This window comes from Halonotius aquaticus, assembly GCF_003605575.1.
In the GTDB taxonomy this organism is placed as follows: Archaea; Halobacteriota; Halobacteria; order Halobacteriales; family Haloferacaceae; genus Halonotius; species Halonotius aquaticus.
Genome location: NZ_QKNY01000018.1, coordinates 371,488 through 388,434, shown reverse-complemented (window position 1 = coordinate 388,434; position 16,947 = coordinate 371,488). Strand labels below are relative to the sequence as shown.

Annotated in this window: 17 protein-coding genes; 8 read left to right on the top strand and 9 right to left on the bottom strand. The window is 64.7% G+C overall.

Translation table 11 applies throughout. From position 1 onward, the window contains the following. Positions 1-104: 104 nt before the first annotated feature. From DM826_RS11605 to DM826_RS11585, 5 genes are all read left to right on the top strand, one after another. Complete coding sequence (locus DM826_RS11605; RefSeq protein WP_120103583.1) at positions 105-1,760, top strand: potassium channel family protein; 1,656 nt, start codon at positions 105-107, stop codon at positions 1,758-1,760. 69 nt (positions 1,761-1,829) lie between these two features. Continuing rightward, positions 1,830-2,822, top strand: a complete 993-nt coding sequence (locus tag DM826_RS11600; RefSeq protein WP_120103582.1) for a beta-ribofuranosylaminobenzene 5'-phosphate synthase family protein — start codon at positions 1,830-1,832, stop codon at positions 2,820-2,822. A gap of 14 nt (positions 2,823-2,836) precedes the next feature. Then, positions 2,837-3,892, top strand: coding sequence for a hypothetical protein (locus DM826_RS11595; RefSeq protein WP_120103581.1), 1,056 nt, complete (start codon positions 2,837-2,839; stop codon positions 3,890-3,892). Positions 3,893-3,965: 73 nt separating this feature from the next. Continuing rightward, on the top strand, positions 3,966-4,328 hold the full coding sequence (locus DM826_RS11590) for a hypothetical protein (RefSeq protein WP_120103580.1): 363 nt from the start codon (positions 3,966-3,968) through the stop codon (positions 4,326-4,328). Positions 4,329-4,352: 24 nt separating this feature from the next. Then, positions 4,353-4,682, top strand: coding sequence for a transcription factor S (locus tag DM826_RS11585; RefSeq protein WP_120103579.1), 330 nt, complete (start codon positions 4,353-4,355; stop codon positions 4,680-4,682). Between the two features lie 54 nt (positions 4,683-4,736). Here the strand turns inward: DM826_RS11585 and DM826_RS11580 are convergent, their stop codons facing one another. The 8 genes from DM826_RS11580 to DM826_RS11550 all read right to left on the bottom strand — a co-directional run bounded on the left by DM826_RS11580 (position 4,737) and on the right by DM826_RS11550 (position 13,523). Continuing rightward, the gene (locus tag DM826_RS11580) at positions 4,737-6,593 is read right to left on the bottom strand and encodes an NAD-binding protein (protein ID WP_205738834.1); all 1,857 of its coding nucleotides are present in this window, start codon (positions 6,591-6,593) and stop codon (positions 4,737-4,739) included. 77 nt (positions 6,594-6,670) lie between these two features. Further along, positions 6,671-6,808 carry a hypothetical protein gene (locus DM826_RS13095; RefSeq protein WP_165853305.1) on the bottom strand — a complete coding sequence of 46 codons (138 nt, stop codon included), beginning with the start codon at positions 6,806-6,808 and terminating at the stop codon, positions 6,671-6,673. Positions 6,809-6,869: 61 nt separating this feature from the next. After that, positions 6,870-7,439, bottom strand: a complete 570-nt coding sequence (locus DM826_RS11575; protein WP_120103578.1) for a hypothetical protein — start codon at positions 7,437-7,439, stop codon at positions 6,870-6,872. A gap of 56 nt (positions 7,440-7,495) precedes the next feature. Then, positions 7,496-7,939 carry a chemotaxis protein CheW gene (locus DM826_RS11570; protein ID WP_120103577.1) on the bottom strand — a complete coding sequence of 148 codons (444 nt, stop codon included), beginning with the start codon at positions 7,937-7,939 and terminating at the stop codon, positions 7,496-7,498. 9 nt (positions 7,940-7,948) lie between these two features. Further along, positions 7,949-9,313: a methyl-accepting chemotaxis protein gene (locus DM826_RS11565; protein ID WP_120103576.1), complete on the bottom strand. Its 1,365-nt coding sequence runs from the start codon at positions 9,311-9,313 to the stop codon at positions 7,949-7,951. Positions 9,314-9,439: 126 nt separating this feature from the next. Further along, positions 9,440-11,059 (bottom strand): bacterio-opsin activator domain-containing protein, encoded by a 1,620-nt coding sequence (locus tag DM826_RS11560; protein WP_120103575.1) that lies wholly within the window; start codon positions 11,057-11,059, stop codon positions 9,440-9,442. A 76-nt stretch (positions 11,060-11,135) separates the two neighbouring features. Then, complete coding sequence (locus DM826_RS11555) at positions 11,136-11,894, bottom strand: DICT sensory domain-containing protein (protein ID WP_165853304.1); 759 nt, start codon at positions 11,892-11,894, stop codon at positions 11,136-11,138. Positions 11,895-11,945: 51 nt separating this feature from the next. Continuing rightward, entirely contained in the window at positions 11,946-13,523 is a 1,578-nt protein-coding gene (locus DM826_RS11550; RefSeq protein WP_120103573.1) for an ATP-binding protein, read from the bottom strand. A gap of 334 nt (positions 13,524-13,857) precedes the next feature. Here DM826_RS11550 and DM826_RS11545 point away from each other — a divergent pair, with 334 nt between their 5' ends. Both DM826_RS11545 and DM826_RS11540 read left to right on the top strand, forming a co-directional pair. Continuing rightward, positions 13,858-14,724: a PspA/IM30 family protein gene (locus DM826_RS11545; protein WP_120103572.1), complete on the top strand. Its 867-nt coding sequence runs from the start codon at positions 13,858-13,860 to the stop codon at positions 14,722-14,724. A gap of 88 nt (positions 14,725-14,812) precedes the next feature. Next, positions 14,813-15,943, top strand: a complete 1,131-nt coding sequence (locus DM826_RS11540) for a protease complex subunit PrcB family protein (RefSeq protein ID WP_120103571.1) — start codon at positions 14,813-14,815, stop codon at positions 15,941-15,943. 46 nt (positions 15,944-15,989) lie between these two features. On the opposite strand, the gene DM826_RS11535 is transcribed toward DM826_RS11540, so the two are convergent. Then, positions 15,990-16,346, bottom strand: coding sequence for a DsrE family protein (locus DM826_RS11535; RefSeq protein ID WP_120103570.1), 357 nt, complete (start codon positions 16,344-16,346; stop codon positions 15,990-15,992). A gap of 145 nt (positions 16,347-16,491) precedes the next feature. On the opposite strand from DM826_RS11535, the gene DM826_RS11530 reads away from it, so the two are divergent. Continuing rightward, the gene (locus DM826_RS11530; RefSeq protein WP_120103569.1) at positions 16,492-16,914 is read left to right on the top strand and encodes a universal stress protein; all 423 of its coding nucleotides are present in this window, start codon (positions 16,492-16,494) and stop codon (positions 16,912-16,914) included. Positions 16,915-16,947: the final 33 nt, after the last annotated feature.

Here is a 16,947-nt window from a genome sequence, read left to right as displayed (position 1 = left end):
GACTGTCGGATCGTTGAATTCTGTGTTGTGAATGCTTCGCATGACTGTGTCGCCGACCGGGCGGAGACCTAGGGGTTTTCTACACCGGCCGGTAGTGGATGGGTATGCGAAGCCTCCGGAAGCGTGTCGGCTACTTCCTCGTATTCATTATCGGCTTCGTCGTGGTGACCGCCGCTGTCTACGATTTTGGGATGCACAACCTTGAGCCCGGCCCCTACCCGCCGCCGGGCACAGAGATATCACTGGTACACTCCATGCAGGTTGTCGTCGAGACGATCACCGCGACGGGCTATGGCTCCGACGCGCCCTGGAAGAGCACACCGATGAACCTGCTTGTGATCCTGTTGGATCTCACCGGCGTCGGGCTGTTCTTTCTCGCGTTGCCGGCGATCCTGCTGCCGTGGTTCCGCGAACAGTTTTCGGTCTCGGTGCCGACCGCCGTCGACGACGACCACAGCGATCACGTCGTCATCTGCACCTATACACCGCGAGCCCGGGAGTTGATCGACGAACTTGACTCGAAGGACGTTGACTACGTACTCGTCGAACCAGACCACGAGCGGGCGGCCGACCTCTATGCGGAGGACTACACCGTCATCCACGCCGATCCACAGTCGGCGGCCGACCTTCGGGACGCCAATCTCGGCGCGGCCCGCGCTCTCGTCGCCGATGTCTCGGATCGGGTCGATGCCAGCATCGTCCTTGCGGCCCGCGAGGTCACTGAGGACGTGACCGTCGTCAGCGTCGTCGAAGATCCATCGCTTACCGCCTACCACGACCTTGCCGGGGCCGACCATGTTGTCACGCCCCGACAACTGCTCGGGGAGGGGTTGGCCCGGAAGGTGACAACCGCTATCGAAACCGATCTCGGGGACTCAATCCAGTTGGGCGAGGACTTTGAGATCGCCGAGATCTCCGTCCGGGCTGACAGCGAACTGGCCGGTCAGACGTTGGCCGACAGCGACATTCGTGATCGGTACAACGTCAACGTCGTCGGCGCGTGGCACAAGGGCGACTTCGAGACGCCGCCGCCGTTGGACACCCCGCTGGAACGCGGGATGACGCTGTTGGTGACCGGCGACCGGGCCGCCCTTGACCGACTCCGCACCGCAACCGGCTCGCGGATTCGACAGTTCGGTCGCGGGCGAGTTGTCGTCGTCGGCTATGGACAGGTCGGCCAAACGGTCTCGGAGCTGCTGTCGGCGGCCAATATCACACACACCGTCGTCGATATTGAATCGAAAGAAGGGGTCGATGTCGTCGGCGACGCAACGGTCACTGAGACGCTTACCGCCGCCGATGTCGAAACCGCCGAGTCAGTTGTGCTGGCGATCCCCGATGAGACCGCCACCGAGTTTGCGACACTGATCGTCCGCGAACTCGACCCGGAGACGGAGCTCATCGCCCGCGCCGAAACCGGGGCTGCGGTGCCGAAAACATACCGCGCGGGCGCGGACTATGTTCTCTCGTTGGCGACGGTCAGCGGGCGGTCGATCGCGTCGTTGGTGCTTGCCGACGAGGAGATTCTCGGCATCGAGACCAACGTCGAGATCGTGAAAACGACCGCGCCGGGGCTGGCCGGTGAGACGCTGGCCAGCGCGGCGATCCGAGAGGAAACCGGCTGTACGGTCGTGGCCGTCGAACGCGACGGTCGCACGCTGACGGAACTGGCGGCGACATTTCAGCTGGAACGGCGCGATCGGCTCGTCGTCGCCGGCAGCGACGCGGATGTCAACACATTCCTCGACCGGTTCTGTTGAGCGAGCGGCTCTACCCCCGATCGCTGCCGCTGTCGAAACCCGAATACCACCGCATGCCCAACCACAGGTATGACGCAGGTCGCCGTCGGCGGGCGGCTGCATTTCGGCTTTAGCAATCTCTCGCTGTCCCACAGCCGACTGTATGGCGCGCTTGGCGTGGCGCTCGATGCGCCACAGGTGTCGCTGTCGGCAACCCCGGCTGCATCGATCAACGCGCCGCCGGCGATCGAATCGGTTGCCGCCACGGTCTGTGCGCAACTCGGTGTCGATGGTGTCTCACTGCAGGTCGACCAGCAGCTCCCGACACACGTCGGGCTCGGCAGCGGCACCCAAACGATGCTGACGGTGGCAACAGCGGTCGCTGACGCCTACGACAAGGGAATCGCCGTCCGAGAGATCGCCCCTGCCCTCGGCCGCGGCGGGCGATCGGGGATCGGTGTTGGCACCTTCGAGGCTGGCGGGTTTGTGCTTGATGGCGGCCACCCGACCGCGCGGTTCACGACTGCTCGCCCACAGGACGGCGACTGGACGGTGCCGCCGATCGCCGCCCGCCACCGGATCCCTGACCACTGGCGATTTCTGTTGGTGATCCCCGACAGCGAGCCAGGCCGCAGCGGCGACGTGGAGGACGACAGCATTCGCGCGGCGATCGAGCGCGCCGAGCCGGCGATCGCCGATCGCATCTCGGGGCTGCTCACCCGGCGGGTGTTGCCGGCGATCGCCGCCGGCGACGCCGACCGCTTTGGCGCGGCTGTCGCCGAGATCGGCCGGCTCAACGGCGCGTGGTACACCGACGAACAGGGTGGGGTCTACCGGCCCCCGGTCGGCGAACTCGTCGACTCGCTGTCGGGGTCGCCGGCGATCTACGGGGCGGGGCAATCCTCGTGGGGGCCAACCGTTTACGGCGTCACCGACGCCGCCCACGCCGACGGGGCTCGCGATGCTGGTCGGGCAGCACTCGATGCGGCTGGGATCGACGGCACGGTCGATCTTGTGGCTGGTCGTAACCACGGCGCGCGGGTTGGCGGCGACCCGCTCGACGTAACGGCTAAACGGGCGTAGCCGTATCGCCACCTATGGTCGATATGCCGTTCGGCGTCTCCCGGCTGGATTCGATGCTCGACGGGGGCGTCCCCACGGGCAGCGTCGTGTTGTTGGCGACCGAACCCGGAGCCGGCGGCCGGAAGTTCGCCCAGACCAGCGCGGCGATGAACGCGCTGGCGACGACCGACAACGAGGCCTTCGAGCGTCACTATCGGGGGATCGACCACGAAGGGGTGATCGTCCCCGCGAGTGTTCACTACCTCTCGGTGGCGGCAACGACCGATTCGCTGGAAGCTGCTCTGACCGAGACAGTCTCCACCGAGATCGCCGACCGGGCGGCTGCGGGGATCACCTACCACGATCTCTCGGCGACGTATTTCGATGCGACTGACGTGCCGGCGGCGTGGTACCAGGACAGCGACGAGCCGCCATCGCTGCCGCCGGAGCCGGCTGCTGACGGTGACACCGTCTCTGATGGCGACTCCGACGACGCTGTCGAGAACGACAAAGCAGCTGATCCCTTTGACTACGGTGAGACCACTGCAACGATCCCCAGCGACGACGCCGGTGACAGCACCACCGCTGGCGACGGCACCGACGCCGGCGACACCGTGGCCAGTGACGCATCGTCGACAACGGGTGCCGGTCGCGACGCTCCGGGGGTGACTGACACCCCGGCGATTCTGTCGGCGTTGCGGGCGTCGCTGGACGACGCCGTCGGCGGGAACCTCGTCGTGATCGACGCGATTACCGATCTCGACGACCTCTCGGACGATGTGGTATCGTGGGCGGCTGTCGTCCGCCTGCTTCGCGGGCTGACACGGATGGTCACCGCCCGGGGTGGGTTGGTGCTCGTCGTCGCCGACGCGGAGGCGGTGACCGACGCCCAACTGGGCAGTCTCTCGGCGGCGACGACCGGGACGCTGTCGTTTGCCTGGGAGACCGGCGGCTCCCAACGCGCCCGCCTGCTGTCGATCCGGGAACTCCCCGGCGCGCTCGACCGGCTGGATCGAGACGAGATCGCCGCCTTCGAAAGCGAGCTTCACGATCGGGGCTACGATCTGAGCAACGTTCGGAAGATCCGCTGACCCCCGCGTTTTGGGAGTAGTCAACGCGCTAGTATGTCCGAAATGTTAACTACTAGGTGTGTTGCGGTACCATATGACGGATCACAAGCCAGCCGACGAGCCGGCGGCTGCCAGCCCGAATGGGGGTGACGGCGACGCGGCGTCGACGACCGACAGCGAGGTGCCGTGGCGGGATGTCACCGACAGCGCGGCGAGTGAGACGGTACCGTCGCCGTCGGGCGATACCACACCAACACAGGTGATCGCCGGGACGACAGCCTTCATCGAACCGACTGCCTACTGCCAGCAGTGTTCACAGTTCGATGAGTCGGCGGGTGAGTGTACCAACGCCGACACCGATATTCTCGAAACGCTTCACGACGGGCGGTTCCACGTCGCTGACTGCCCGGTCGTCACCGCCGACGGGCCGGCCTTCGACCGCGGACAACGAGATTAAACCGTCCCGGCCAGTACCGCGGGTATGCAGTTCTGCGACGAGTGTGGGACAATGATGGTCTCCCAAGACGGTGAGATGGTCTGTACCAACGATGACTGTGGGGCGACCGCCGACCGCGACGCTGACCGCGCCGACGCCTTCGTCTCAACGACTGAGCAGAGTGGCGACGAACTCATCGAAACCGAGGAAAACGATCAGTTCGAGGGGAAACCGACCGCTGACGATGTGACATGCGAGGAGTGCGGCCACGGTGAAGCGTGGTATACGATCAAACAGACCGGCGCGGCCGACGAACCGCCGACGCGCTTTTTTAAGTGCAAGGAATGTGGGTATCGCTGGCGGGACTACAACTGAACAACAGTTGACCACACCTTTTGTCCGCTCGTCATACCGGTATTACTCCTACCATCAGTCGTGCGGATGAAACCGCCCAACTGCTTTCTTCACCGCGGCGGAATCCCCGAGGAACGTGATCTGATCGCCGTACTCGATGGTTTCGTCGGCATCAGGGACGTGGGCGTCGTCGCCGCGGCCGATCTCGGCGATGAGACAGCCGCCCGGGATCTCGTCGGTGAGCTCTCGGATCGATTTCCCGGCGATGTGTTCGGCGGTCATCTCGATTTCGATGATGTCGTGGCTGTCGCCGAGGTCGTTCATCCAGCGGGCCAAGGCTGGCCGCTCGATCTGGTTGTCCAATGCGTAGGCGGCCGCCTGCGGTTCGTCAACCGCGCCGACGCCGAGGGCTTCGAACTGCTCGACGTTGTCGGGGTTGTTGACCCGGGCATATACGTCGTCGAGGCCGAACTTCGTCATCGCCGTCTGGCAGACGAGCAAGTTGATGTCGTCGTCGCCGGTGACCGCAACGAGGCCCTTCGCCTCGTCGATGCCGGCCGTCTGAAGGGTGGCGGCGTCGGTGCCGTCGCCGGCGACGACCTGGAATCCTTCCTCGCGGGCTGTCTCACAGTGGTCTTCGTCGTCGTCGACGAGGACGACGAACTCGTTTCGACTCTCCAGTTGGGTGGCGAGCGACCGGCCGACCCGGCCGCCGCCGACGATTATCATGCGCATTGGTGTCACTCCGAGTGCATCACCGATCTGTCGGGCAAAGCCCGCCTCGATCGCATCGGTCGCAAAGATGACGATGAAGACGGCCCCGAGCAGCGTCGCCGCCGCGGCATCATCACCGCCGGCGGCCAGCTCGATCGCAAACAGCGTCGCCACGCTTGCCGGGATGATCCCCCGTGGGCCGACCGCGGACAGAAACAGCCGTTCCGACCAGGTGAACTGCTCGATGCCGGTCGTGGAAATGAGTGCGACCAGCGGCCGAAGCACCAACATGAGCACCGCCACGAGGGCGACGCCGGCCAGCCCCAGCCCGAGCACTGCCTCGACGTCGACGAGTGCCGCCAGCGAGACAAACACGAAGGCGAGCAACAGCAGCGTCATGTCCTCGCTGAACTCCTCGATGGTCTCCCGATGGGGGATGTCGACGTTGGCGAGCACCATCCCGGCGGTTGCGGCCGCTGCGACCCCTGCCTCCGCGGAGACCGTATCGGCGACGCCGTAGGAGCCGATGGCCGCCAGCAGCACAGTGAACCGCGCTGATCGTGTCCCTTCGCCCGGCAGCAACTCCTCGCGGAGCAGATAGTAGGTTACCCCAGCAGCCACGACCCCGGTTGCCACGCCGACTCCGAGCCGTTCGACAAACGCAACTGCCGTATTCGGCCCGAATGCTTCCAGCAACAGCACCTCCTCGAAGATCACCACGGCTGCGATCGCCGCGGTCACGTCGTTGACGATCCCCTCGGTTTCGAGGGCCGCCGAGACGTGCGGTCGGAGTTGGACAACGTTGACAATCGGCGTGATGACCGTCGGGCCGGTTGCGACGAGTAACGCGCCGATGAGCGCGGCCAGCTCCCAGTCTGTGCCGGTCAACAGGCGGACGGGGACGGCCGTGCCGACAAACGTGATGAGCGCGCCAATAGTTACCAAGCGGAGGGAGGCGGTTTCGGCGGCGCGGATGCGGTCGAGTCGGAGCGCGAGTGCCCCGTCGAAGACGATAACCGCCACGCTGAGGCCGACGACCGTCGTCAGCCCGGCCCCGAACGTCTCAAGGCTAATGAGGCCGATCCCGACCTCGCCGAGAAGCAGCCCGCCACCCAGATAGAAGATGACACTCGGCACGCGCAGCCGACCCCCGAGCAGCTGGCCGGCGATTCCGACCGCAAAGATGGCAACGACTGTCAGCAGCAGACTCTCGGCCACACTACTCAGTTCGGCTGCGGCAGCAAAACTGTTCGCGGTCAGCGGGTGCTACTCGGCAAAAAATGGAACCGAACTGATCAGGCCGTATCCGACTCAGGATTATTGGCGCGTCGGTAGGAACCAACCATCTTCCAGAGCGTCTCGCTGATGTCTGTGTCAAGCGATTCGGCTTCGAGCTGTCGGTACAGGTCGTCGGAGACGGTGATCTGGGGCATCACCAGCACATTGCGGCGACAGGTGTATAAATTTACTGCGAGTACAAATCGAGTTAATTTCCTAGCGGTCGCCGAGCGTGGCGGCGAATTCGAGGATGCCAGCCCGCCCGTGGTCGTCGCGTCGTGCCCGGAGTCGGCCATCGTCATCGACAGTGAGATCGAACTGCTCGGCGACGGCGTCGACGGCGGCCTCGAATCGTCGCCGCGTTGCTGCCGGCAGCGCGTCGAGATCGCCCCGTCGCTGGCCGCCGTCGGTCGCGACCGCGGTCGATCCCTCGTCGATGTTGGCGTCGGCAGCGCGATACAGTCGGATCTCGGCTGTGTCGGCCATCGTCTCAGTCTGTAACAGCCGGATCACGGTTGCCGAATCCCGGTAGATCGTCGTCTCCGGCTCGGGGAGCCGCGTCGGGATCGACAGCTCGCCGGGTGGTCTCTCGGCCGTTGCCGACGTGCCCGTTGTCGATCTGTTGGTCAGCGAGTCGATCGTCGAGTCCTCGTCCGTCGTCGACGGGTCGGTGTTTTTCGCTCGCTCAGCGGTTGCCAACGAGTCCGCAAGCGAGGTCGTGTTCGCGGTGGCGTTGGTCGTCGTGCCGGCCCAGTTCTCGGTTGTCTGGCGTGTGGTCGCGTTCATGCGTATGAATGAAAGGGAGTGTGGTGAATCGCGGTGGGAGCTACTGCTCGATGCTGTCAGGCGGTCAGTTCGTGTGGATCAAGCCACAGCGTGAAGTTGTCATCCGCGTCGTCTTTCAGGAATCCCCGGAGGAACGGGCTCTCGGTGACGCTGCCGGTATCGAGGGCGTCGCTGGCCACCTCGTTGACCGCTCGTACCTCCTCGACAAGCCAGCCGACCGGCGACTCCGTCCCCAACGCGTCGGCATCGAGGACGATGATCCGCTCGGTCGCCTCGCCGCCGTCGGTCAGCAGTTGCCCGGTGTCGACCTCCAGCAGTGTGCTCGGATCGACGATGGTGGTCGTCTCCCCGCGAAGGTCGGTGACGCCCTCGACGTGGGGTTCGGTGTTCGGCACCGATCGCACCGTGTCGCCGCCAACGATCTCGGCGACGTACTCGATGGGAACGCAGTACTCCTCGTCGCCCAGCGTAAACGTGAGTACCTGTGTGGTGTCGCTCATTGTTCCTCCTTAGTTGCGGCTGGCCTCGAACTCGATCTCGCTGTTCTCGCTGAACGTCTCGACAAGATCGGCGATCTCGGTAACCATGCTGGTCTGTTCTTGATTGGCCGCCGCGAGTTCGTCCATCTCTTGGGCTAACAGACGCGCGTTGTCGTTTGCGTCGTCGGTCATCGCGGCGATCTCCTCGGTGCTGGCGGCCTGCTCGTCGGTCGCGTCGGCGACCTCTTTGATGCCGTCGTTGATCTCACCGACCGCGTCGCCGATCTGATCGAGGCTCTCGATGGCGGTGTCGACCCGGCCGAGGCCGTCGTCGATGCGGTCGTTGGCGCGCTCGATGCTGTCGACGGTCTCGTCGGTGTTGTTCTTGATCCGGGTGGCCATCTCCTCGATGTCCACGGCCTGCTCTTGGGTCTCCTCGGCGAGCGTTTTGATCTCGTCGGCGACGACCGCGAACCCGTCACCGGCGTCGCCCGCGCGGGCGGCCTCGATCGAAGCGTTGAGCGCGAGCAGGTTCGTCTGCTCGGCGATATCCTGGATCACGGCGACGATCTCGTCGATGTTTTCGACCCGATCCCGGAGCGCGGCGATGTCGTCGGCGACCTCGGTGGCCGCCTCGTCGACGGTGTCCATCGCGTCGATGGCGTCGTTGGCGGCGGCTTGGCTCTCCTCGGCCAGCTCGCGGGCGTTGTCGCTTTCGGCACGCACCTGATCCGCGCTGGAGGCGATCTCCTCGATGGTCGCCGAAAGATCGGAGGCCTCGCTGGTGACTTGGGCCATATTCTCGGCCTGCTCGCTGGCGACGCCGTTGACTTCCTCGGTGCTTTCGGCGACCTGGGTTGCCGCCGAGGCGAGTTCCTGGGTTGCGGTCTGGAGCTCTTCAAGCCGATCGCGCTCGATGACGACTGTCTCGGCGTCGGCGTCGGTCGTGACCGTGCCGCTGGCCTGTTGTGTGGTCGCCGCTCCCTGCCCGGCGGACTGTTGGGGTGCCGTCTGTGCGTCTACCCCACCGTCGGCGGCGAGTTGGGTGGTGGCCTCTGCGGATGCTTCTGGATGCTCGACTGTTTGCCCCCCGTCGTCGGGTGCGGGTGGAGTGCTGTCGACGGCGGTCGCATCGGTGGTGTCGACAGCGGTCGCATCGTTGCCCTCGATTGTGTCTGCGGCGTCGTTGCCGATGGCGTTCGTCTCTGTCGCGCTGTCGTCGACCGTGCTCGCGTTAATGTCGACTGCGCCCTTGTCGGCAGTTGTCTCACTCGGTGCCCTATCGCCCGCCGATGCAGCATCAACTGCCTCCTCATCGCTCGTCTGGTCTGTCGAATCAGTGCCCGGTGTCGACCCCTCGTCCGTCGACAGCAGTCCGGCGATTGAGTCAAGCATCACTTGGTACAACGGGTGAAACACACCTAACAGTACGTGCTAGGTGAATAGGAGCGATCACACCATCCCACGTCCTATCAATAAAGGGTCGCTGGGGTGGCGTGAGACGGCGGCGGTGGTGGGGCTCTATTCTGGGTTGTCAGGATCGAACAGCGATTCGACGATCCGGCGTTGAGCGGCCCAGAAGTGTTCGGCGAAGGTCGGCTGGGCGATCCCCAGCAGGTCGGCGACGGCCTCACTTGAAACCGCATGGGGCCACTCGTAGTAGCCCGCCTCGTAGGCCGTCTCGACGACCTCCTGTTGGCGGTCGGTGAGTCGCTCGGCGACGGTGGCCTCAAGCTCGGTGAGCGATCGCTCCCGGCGGGCGCGCTGTTGGCGGGCGACTGGTTCGATCCCCGGTGCGTGGGCTGTCAGCGTGTCGACGACCGCCCGCACTGTCACGTTCGGTGGGAGTTCAACGGTGATCGTCGCGCCGTCATCGTCGGCGCTCGCGGCGGCGATATTCGCGCCGTAGCTCTCGGTGAGTGCGACCCACCACGGCTCGTCGCTGGCGATCGACAGTGTGTCGGCCGCGCCGTCGACCTGCTCAACGTCTGCCGACAGCACTGTCTCTGCCGTTTCGGCGGCGTCCGCTGGCGGATCAGCAAGCCGGTAGACCGTTCGGGTCGTCCCGTCGCTGCGGTGGCTCGTCTGGCTGATTTCGACCGCACAGCCGACGGCGTCGGCCACCCGAACAAACGGCAGGTCGGTTGTGCTGGCGTCGAAGGTGACCTCGGTGACTTCTTGGCTGGTGTCGCCCTGCCGGCGTTCGCTGGCCCCGATCGCAAACGCGGTGAGATCGGCGATCGTCCTCAGCGTCGCCACCTCGTCGTCGCCGAGGTCGCTTCGGGTGGTGTAGACCCCAAGCACGCCATAGGGGACGCCCGCTCTGGTGATCGGGACGCCGATCGCGGCGGCCATCCCGTTGTCGGCGGCCGCGACCGCCCACGCGTCATCCCGTCCGGCGAGGTCGCTGGCGACGTGGTGGTCGCCGGTTGCCATCGCCTGGGCTTCGACGCTGTCCTCGCGGGCGGCTACAGCCGCGAGCTCATCCAGCAGGGCTGTCTCGCCGGCGCGGGTTCGGGCGGTGATCGCCTCGCTGTGGGGATCGGATTCGACGATCCAGGCCGCCGCATACAGGTCGGTGTCGACGAGGTGCGCACAGATCCCCGTCTCGATGGCCGCTCGCGTTGGCTCGCTCAACGCCGTGTCGAGGGCCTGCTGGCTGAGGGTGTCCAGCCGCCGTTGCCGACGGGCCTGCTGGCGGGTGTGATACTGGGCGACGAGATTTTCGATCCGGTTCGCCGAGATGGCATACTGTTCGGCCGAGCCGTCCTTGACAATGTAGTCGCTCACGTCGGCGGCGATCGCGCGTTTGGCGACCTCCTCGTCGCCTTTGCCGGTAAAGAGAATAAAGGGGAGTTCCGGATACGTCTCGCGGATGGTTTCGAGGAATTCGATGCCGTCTAACTCCGGCATCCGAAAATCGGAGACAACACAGTCGATGGTTTCGAACTCCGTCGCTTCGAGGGCGTGCTGTGGATTGGTCTCAGTGGTTGTGTCGATCCGGTCGCTTTCGGCCTCCAGGAGTGTCGAGGCCAACGCGACGAAATCCTCGTCGTCGTCGACCAACAGCACCCGTATCGACTCGCTGTCCGTCTCGGCCGGCGGGGGCGTCGACCCCGCGGCTGTGTCTGCGTCCGTCACGCTCGCTAGTGCACTCGCTCCCGGGTCGCTTAAAACCCACTTCCGCCGCCCACTGCGTCGTTCCCCTCCTGTCGGCTTACGATCGGGTCACGGCCGTCTGGGTGACGACATCGCTGATCGCCGCGATCCGCTCGGGCGTATATGTCCAAAACCCCTCCCAGTGGTTTGCACCACGGGCGAGAGCGTACAACGCCATCGGCTCGACGGTCGCCGTCGCCGGCTCGAAGATGACAAACCACCCTCGCCGGTGGAGCGCGGAGTCGCCGGTGTGGGCGGTCACCCCCAGTTCGTCGGGGACGGCGACATCGCCGACACCGTAGGCATGGACGTCGACATCGGTGGCGGCCAGTTGCTCGTAGACCTCGGTGGTGCCGGGTTCGTCGACCAGCCGGGAGAGTTGCTGGAAGCCAACTCGGAAGGTTCCCGCGCCGGCCTCGATGGCTCGCCGTTCGATCCGTCGGGAGACGGCGATCAACAACAGCTTCTCGCTATCCGAGTCGGGATACCCCCGCAGCTGAAACGGGATGTCGGAGAGCGCGGCCAACACATCCGGCAGCGTCGCCTCGGTGACCGGGCGACTGCCGGTGATATACACATCGGAGTTGATGAGCAACAGCGATTGCAGCAATGCGTCCACTGAAGAGGTGGCGACGACGCGGCCGTCTCGGCTGGCAACGACCTCGGCGGCCTGGTCGGCGTCGCCTTCGGTGACGGTGACCTGCTCGGTGCCAAAGAGCTGACTGAGCCGGGATCTGACGGGTGCGACTGAGGCGTCGGGATCGACCTGGACGGTCACCGTGGTCGCCGGCAACTGCGTGAATGGCCGCTCGATCACACCTGAATCGTAGACGGGCAGGCGGTTTAACTGTGCGCGTCTCTCCCACGATCAGTTCAGCCGGGTTTCGACATCGGTGAACACAAACCGCGCGCCGCCGGCCGTCCCATCGGTTACCGAAACGTCCCAGTCGTGGGCTGCCGCGACAGTGCGCACGATCCGCAGCCCAAATCCCGTCCCCTCGTCGTGGGTGGTATAGCCGGGCTCAAAGACGGTCTCTCGGTCGTCCGGGTCGATTCCGGGGCCATCGTCCTCGACGTAGAAGCCGTCAGGCAGGTCGCCGACACGAACCGTGACCGCCGCGTCGTGGTCGACATCGTCGACTGCTGACTCCGCATCGTCGACTGCTGGCTCCGTATCGACAGCCTGCGATCGATCGTCCGGTGACCCGTGCTCTATGCTGTTGCGAAAGAGGTTTTCAAGCAGTTGTCGGAGCCGTGATCGGTCGGCGACGATGCTGTCGGTGGCGGGCACCGCCAACGCGGCGTCGTCGGTTGCCACTCCATCCCATGCGTCTGCGGCAACCGCCGGCAGCGACACCGATTCGAGGGCGTCCTCATCGAGATCCTCGCCATCCTGTGCCAGGGTCAGCAGATCATCGATCAGCGTTGCCATCCGGTCGTGAGCGCGCTCGACACGCTCGAGACTGTCGCCGTCGCCGGCACCGCGTTGGGCGACTTCGACGCCGGCCTTTGCGACCGACAGCGGATTGCGGAGATCATGGGAGACGATGTTGGCGAACTCCGCTAAGCGCTCGTTTGTTTCGCGAAGCTGCTGTTTCTGGTCGAGTTGATCGAGGGCCGCCTCAACATCGGCAGCGAGAATCTTCCCCATCGAGACGGTGCGGTCGTCGAAGGCACCCGCCTGCGGCGAGCTGGCAATAAAGACGCCGTGGTCGCCAAGCGGCAGCAGCAACTCGCTTCGGATGGCGGTGTCGGGATTGTGAACGGTGTCAGCGGCCTGTACATCATCGTAGACGTGTGGCTCGCCGGTCTCAAAGGTCTCCCAGGCGATGCTGTCGCCGGGACCGAACGCTGGCGGCTCGCCGAACGCTTCCACGGTGGCGTCGGTCGTGGCGACCGGCGCGAGCACGTTGTCGCCGGCGTCGTACAGATGAATCCCACAGAGCGACAAGCCGAGCACCCCGCGGGCGGCGTCGACAGCGACGCTGGCGACCGCGTCGGTGGTGTCTTGCCCGAAGAGCTTGCGGTTCGTCTCGAAGAGCCGGTTGAGCCGCTGTTTGTGCTGTTTCTCCGCCGTGATGTCCTCGATTGCGCCGCGAACCCGAACAACCGCGCCATTTTGTTCTTCGGGCTCGCCGTAGACCCGAACCCACCGCTGGTCGTCGTCTTCGGGCTGAAGTCGCCACTCGCCTTCGAAGCCCTCCCCGGCGTTGATCGCCCCGTCGATGGCGGCCCGCACCGCCGGCTGATCCGACGGATGAAACTGCTCGATCGTCGTCGACAGCGTCAACTCGTCGCTGGCTGGCTGGCCACAAAGTCGTGTGACCTCGTCGGTACAGGACAGCGTTTCCCGCTGGATGTCGTACTCCCAGCCGCCGACGGCGGCGAGCCGCTGGGCGGTCGCCAGTAGTTCCCGATCGCGGTGCTGTTCCTGGGCGTCGCTCATCACACCACGCCCCGTTCCGTCCTGTCGGCGCGGCCGCCGGTTGCGGCTCTCGGCCGACCGTGCCAGTGGCGATTTTTGTGGGTGCCTTGATGGCTCACGCGTTGAATGGAAATACTCTCTGTCCTACCCTAATGCTATCCACTATGTGAATAGGGCTCCACACGAGCAGTGGGCCTCATAGTATAGGGTACCCTGTTGGTTCGGGGCTCACGTCGGTATCGACACCGCCAGCCTGCGGGCGGTGACCAGCCTCACGATGACGGGCCGAACGGGCCGTCGAGCCCCCGAGGGCCCACATCTCAGGTTTTAAGCACGCCGTGGCCCAACACAGCCTATGGGAATCCTCTCGCGCACCTCCTACGTTGTTCGGTCGAAGCTCAACGCCCTCCTCAACCGATCGGAAGATCCCACCGAGACGCTGGATTACTCCTACGAGAAGATGCGAGACGAGCTACAGGATGTCAAACAGGGGATCGCTGATCTGACGACCCAAAAGAAACGCTTAGAGATGCAGAAACGCCGCCTGGAGGAAAACGTCGACAAACACAACGAGCAGGCCCGCGAGGCTGTCCGGCAGGATCGGGATGATCTCGCCCGGAAAGCCCTCGAAAAGAAGCAATCGAAGATGACCCAGATCGAGGAGCTCAACGATCAGATCGCCGATCTACAGGCGACCCAAGACGACCTCGTCGACAAGAAAGACAAACTCCAGGGTCGCATCGAGGAGTTCCGCACAAAAAAGGAGACGATGAAGGCGAAATACGAGGCCGCCGAGGCCTCATCGCAGGTCTCGGAAGCCCTCAGCGGCGTTGGCGACGAGATGGGCGATGTCGCCCGCTCGATCGAGCGCGCCGAGGAGCGCACCGAGGAGATGGAGGCCCGCGCCGAGGCGATGAACGAACTGGAGGAAACCGGCACGTTCGACGACGCGCTCTCTGATGGCGATGAGATCGACCGCGAACTCGAATCACTGTCAAGCGGCAAGGCCGTCGACTCCGAACTCGATACGCTGAAAGCCGAGATGGGCGACGGTGACGGAGAGACAACTGATGCCGACACAGCCGACAGCGACGAAAACGCCGATGTCGAGGCCAGCACGACCGACGCGGACGTGGATGCCGAACTGTCGGATCTTGAGGCTGACGTCGACGACGCCGAGGTCGAAGCCGAACTTGACGAGCTTCGGGACGATGACGCCTAACCGGGATCTCTGACACCGCCTTTTTCACCACTACAACGCCGATTGTACCGGCCCGAAGACACTTACTCCGCTCGGCTGACTGTCGGATATGCACCGTCGCTCCTCTCTTGCCGGGCTGAGTCTCGGCACCCTCCTGCTGGCTGGCTGTGCCGGCGCGCCGACCGACCCCGACGACGAGACTGCTGACCGATCAGCCACGGAGTATACTGTTCACCAGCTCGGCGATTCCTTCACCGAACCGCAGTGGGCCACCGCCGGGCAGCCGACCGAGTCGGCCGGCGTTGTCGCCCGCTTCGAGAGCCGCGATGAACTGCGCTGGCTCGTCGACGACCGCGAGACGACGCCCGAGGCAGTCACGGCGTTCGTCGACGAAACCGATTTTTCGTCGGCGACACTCCTCTATCTGCAGTCGGTCGGCCCCACCGGCTGCTACCGCGAGATCGTTGTCGACGAAGTCGTTATCGACGACAACGCGATCACTGCCACCGCCAGCGCGGTCGACACCAGTGAAGAAGGAACATTCTGCACGCAGGCGCTCACTTACCCCTCGGCGTTCATCCGTGTTACCGGCGATGACCTCCCAGCGGCGACACGCGTCACACTCACCAACGGCTCGGGAGTCACAGCCGAGATTGACGCCGACGCGCCGCTGATCGATCCTGACACGCTTGCTGGCGGTGTCCAGCCAGACGGCAACCCACCGGCGGTGCCGACCGCCCTCGACTGTGCGACCGACGGCTTCGAACGTCACCCCACGTATGTCGACAACGACTCCATCGAGTACGGGACGCTCACCAATGATGACGGTGCGTCGACGTTCGCGCTTCGCGCTCGCACCCCTGGCGACGCTGTCGACGACCTCACATTCGAGCGCGGCGATGAGATCGAATTCCGGCTTGTCAACGTGTCGAGTACGTATCTAACGACTGGGAACGAACACAAGTACAATCTGCACCTACAAACAGAGAACGGCTGGGAGGAGGTTCGCGGCACGACTGGCGATGCCGACCGCCTCCCCTACACTGATATTGGGATCGGCCAACCCCCCGGCGAGGGGTTCACGTGGTCGTTCGAACTCACCGAAGATGGGCTGCTTGCGGGCCACGCCCACGAAGACGACCTGACGATCTGTCCCGACCTCCAGCCGGGTCGCTGCCGGTTTGCCTACTGGGGTGTTCCGGACGGCCATATCGCGGTTCAGTTCGATTATGTTGGGTGAACGACCAGATTTATCGCTGTCTGTAAAAATCGGGCGTTCGGCCGCGTTAGAACGTGATGATCTCGTAGTCATCGGCAACGAGGTCGCGGATACTCGGATGGCCGTCGTACTCAGCGAGAGTTGTCAGCCCGGAGGCGTCGACGGCGTCGGTGACATCGAACGCGCTCGCACAGTAGTCACAGACGGCGGCGTGTTCTCGAACCGCTTCGAAGAGATCATGATAGTCGCTGTCGGGGGCTTCGAGTTCGGGAACCCACTGGACGCCCGCGCCGTCGAAGATCAGTTTCACATCGTCGCCGTCGGTTTCGGCGAACTCCTTGGCGGCTTCAAGCGCGTTTGCGAGCCGCCCATAATCGGCGTGCGATTCGGTGCCTGCCAGAACGATGATTGCTGCGTGTGCCACATAGGATGGCGGCTCCCGGTGTGTATATACTACCGCCCGTCGTGCGTTGTCGGTACATCCCCGATTTGGGTGAGTGGTTGTTTGCCCGCTCGACAGCGCGCCGCTGTCGCCATGTTATTGTATCCCTGCCGGTGAAAGACCGAGTATGGCTCGCCGACTCCTTGTGCCGCTTGATGGTTCGCCGCCGTCACAGGAAGCACTGCGCTACGCGCTGGATACCTTTCCAGACGCGACGATCGTCCTTGTCCACGTCCTGACACCGGTTGACGGCAACGTTGGCCCGGATGGCCTGCTCGGCGATCCGGCCGGCGTCGTCGATGACCAGCGGAACCGCGCCGAGGAACTCTTTGATGAGGCTGCGGCGACCGCTGGCGACGACCACGAGATCGAACGCGAACTGCTGGCTGGCCGCCCAGCCACCGAGATCGTCGGCTGTGTTGAGGAGTACGACATCGACCAGATTGTCATGGGTAGTCACGGCCGCGATGGGGCCGCGCGTCTGCTGCTCGGGAGCGTCTCCGAGACGGTCGTGCGACGGTCGCCGGTTCCGGTGACGGTCGTCCGGTAAACGGTCGCCCGGTAGCGCGCGTTCGGTCGCCGT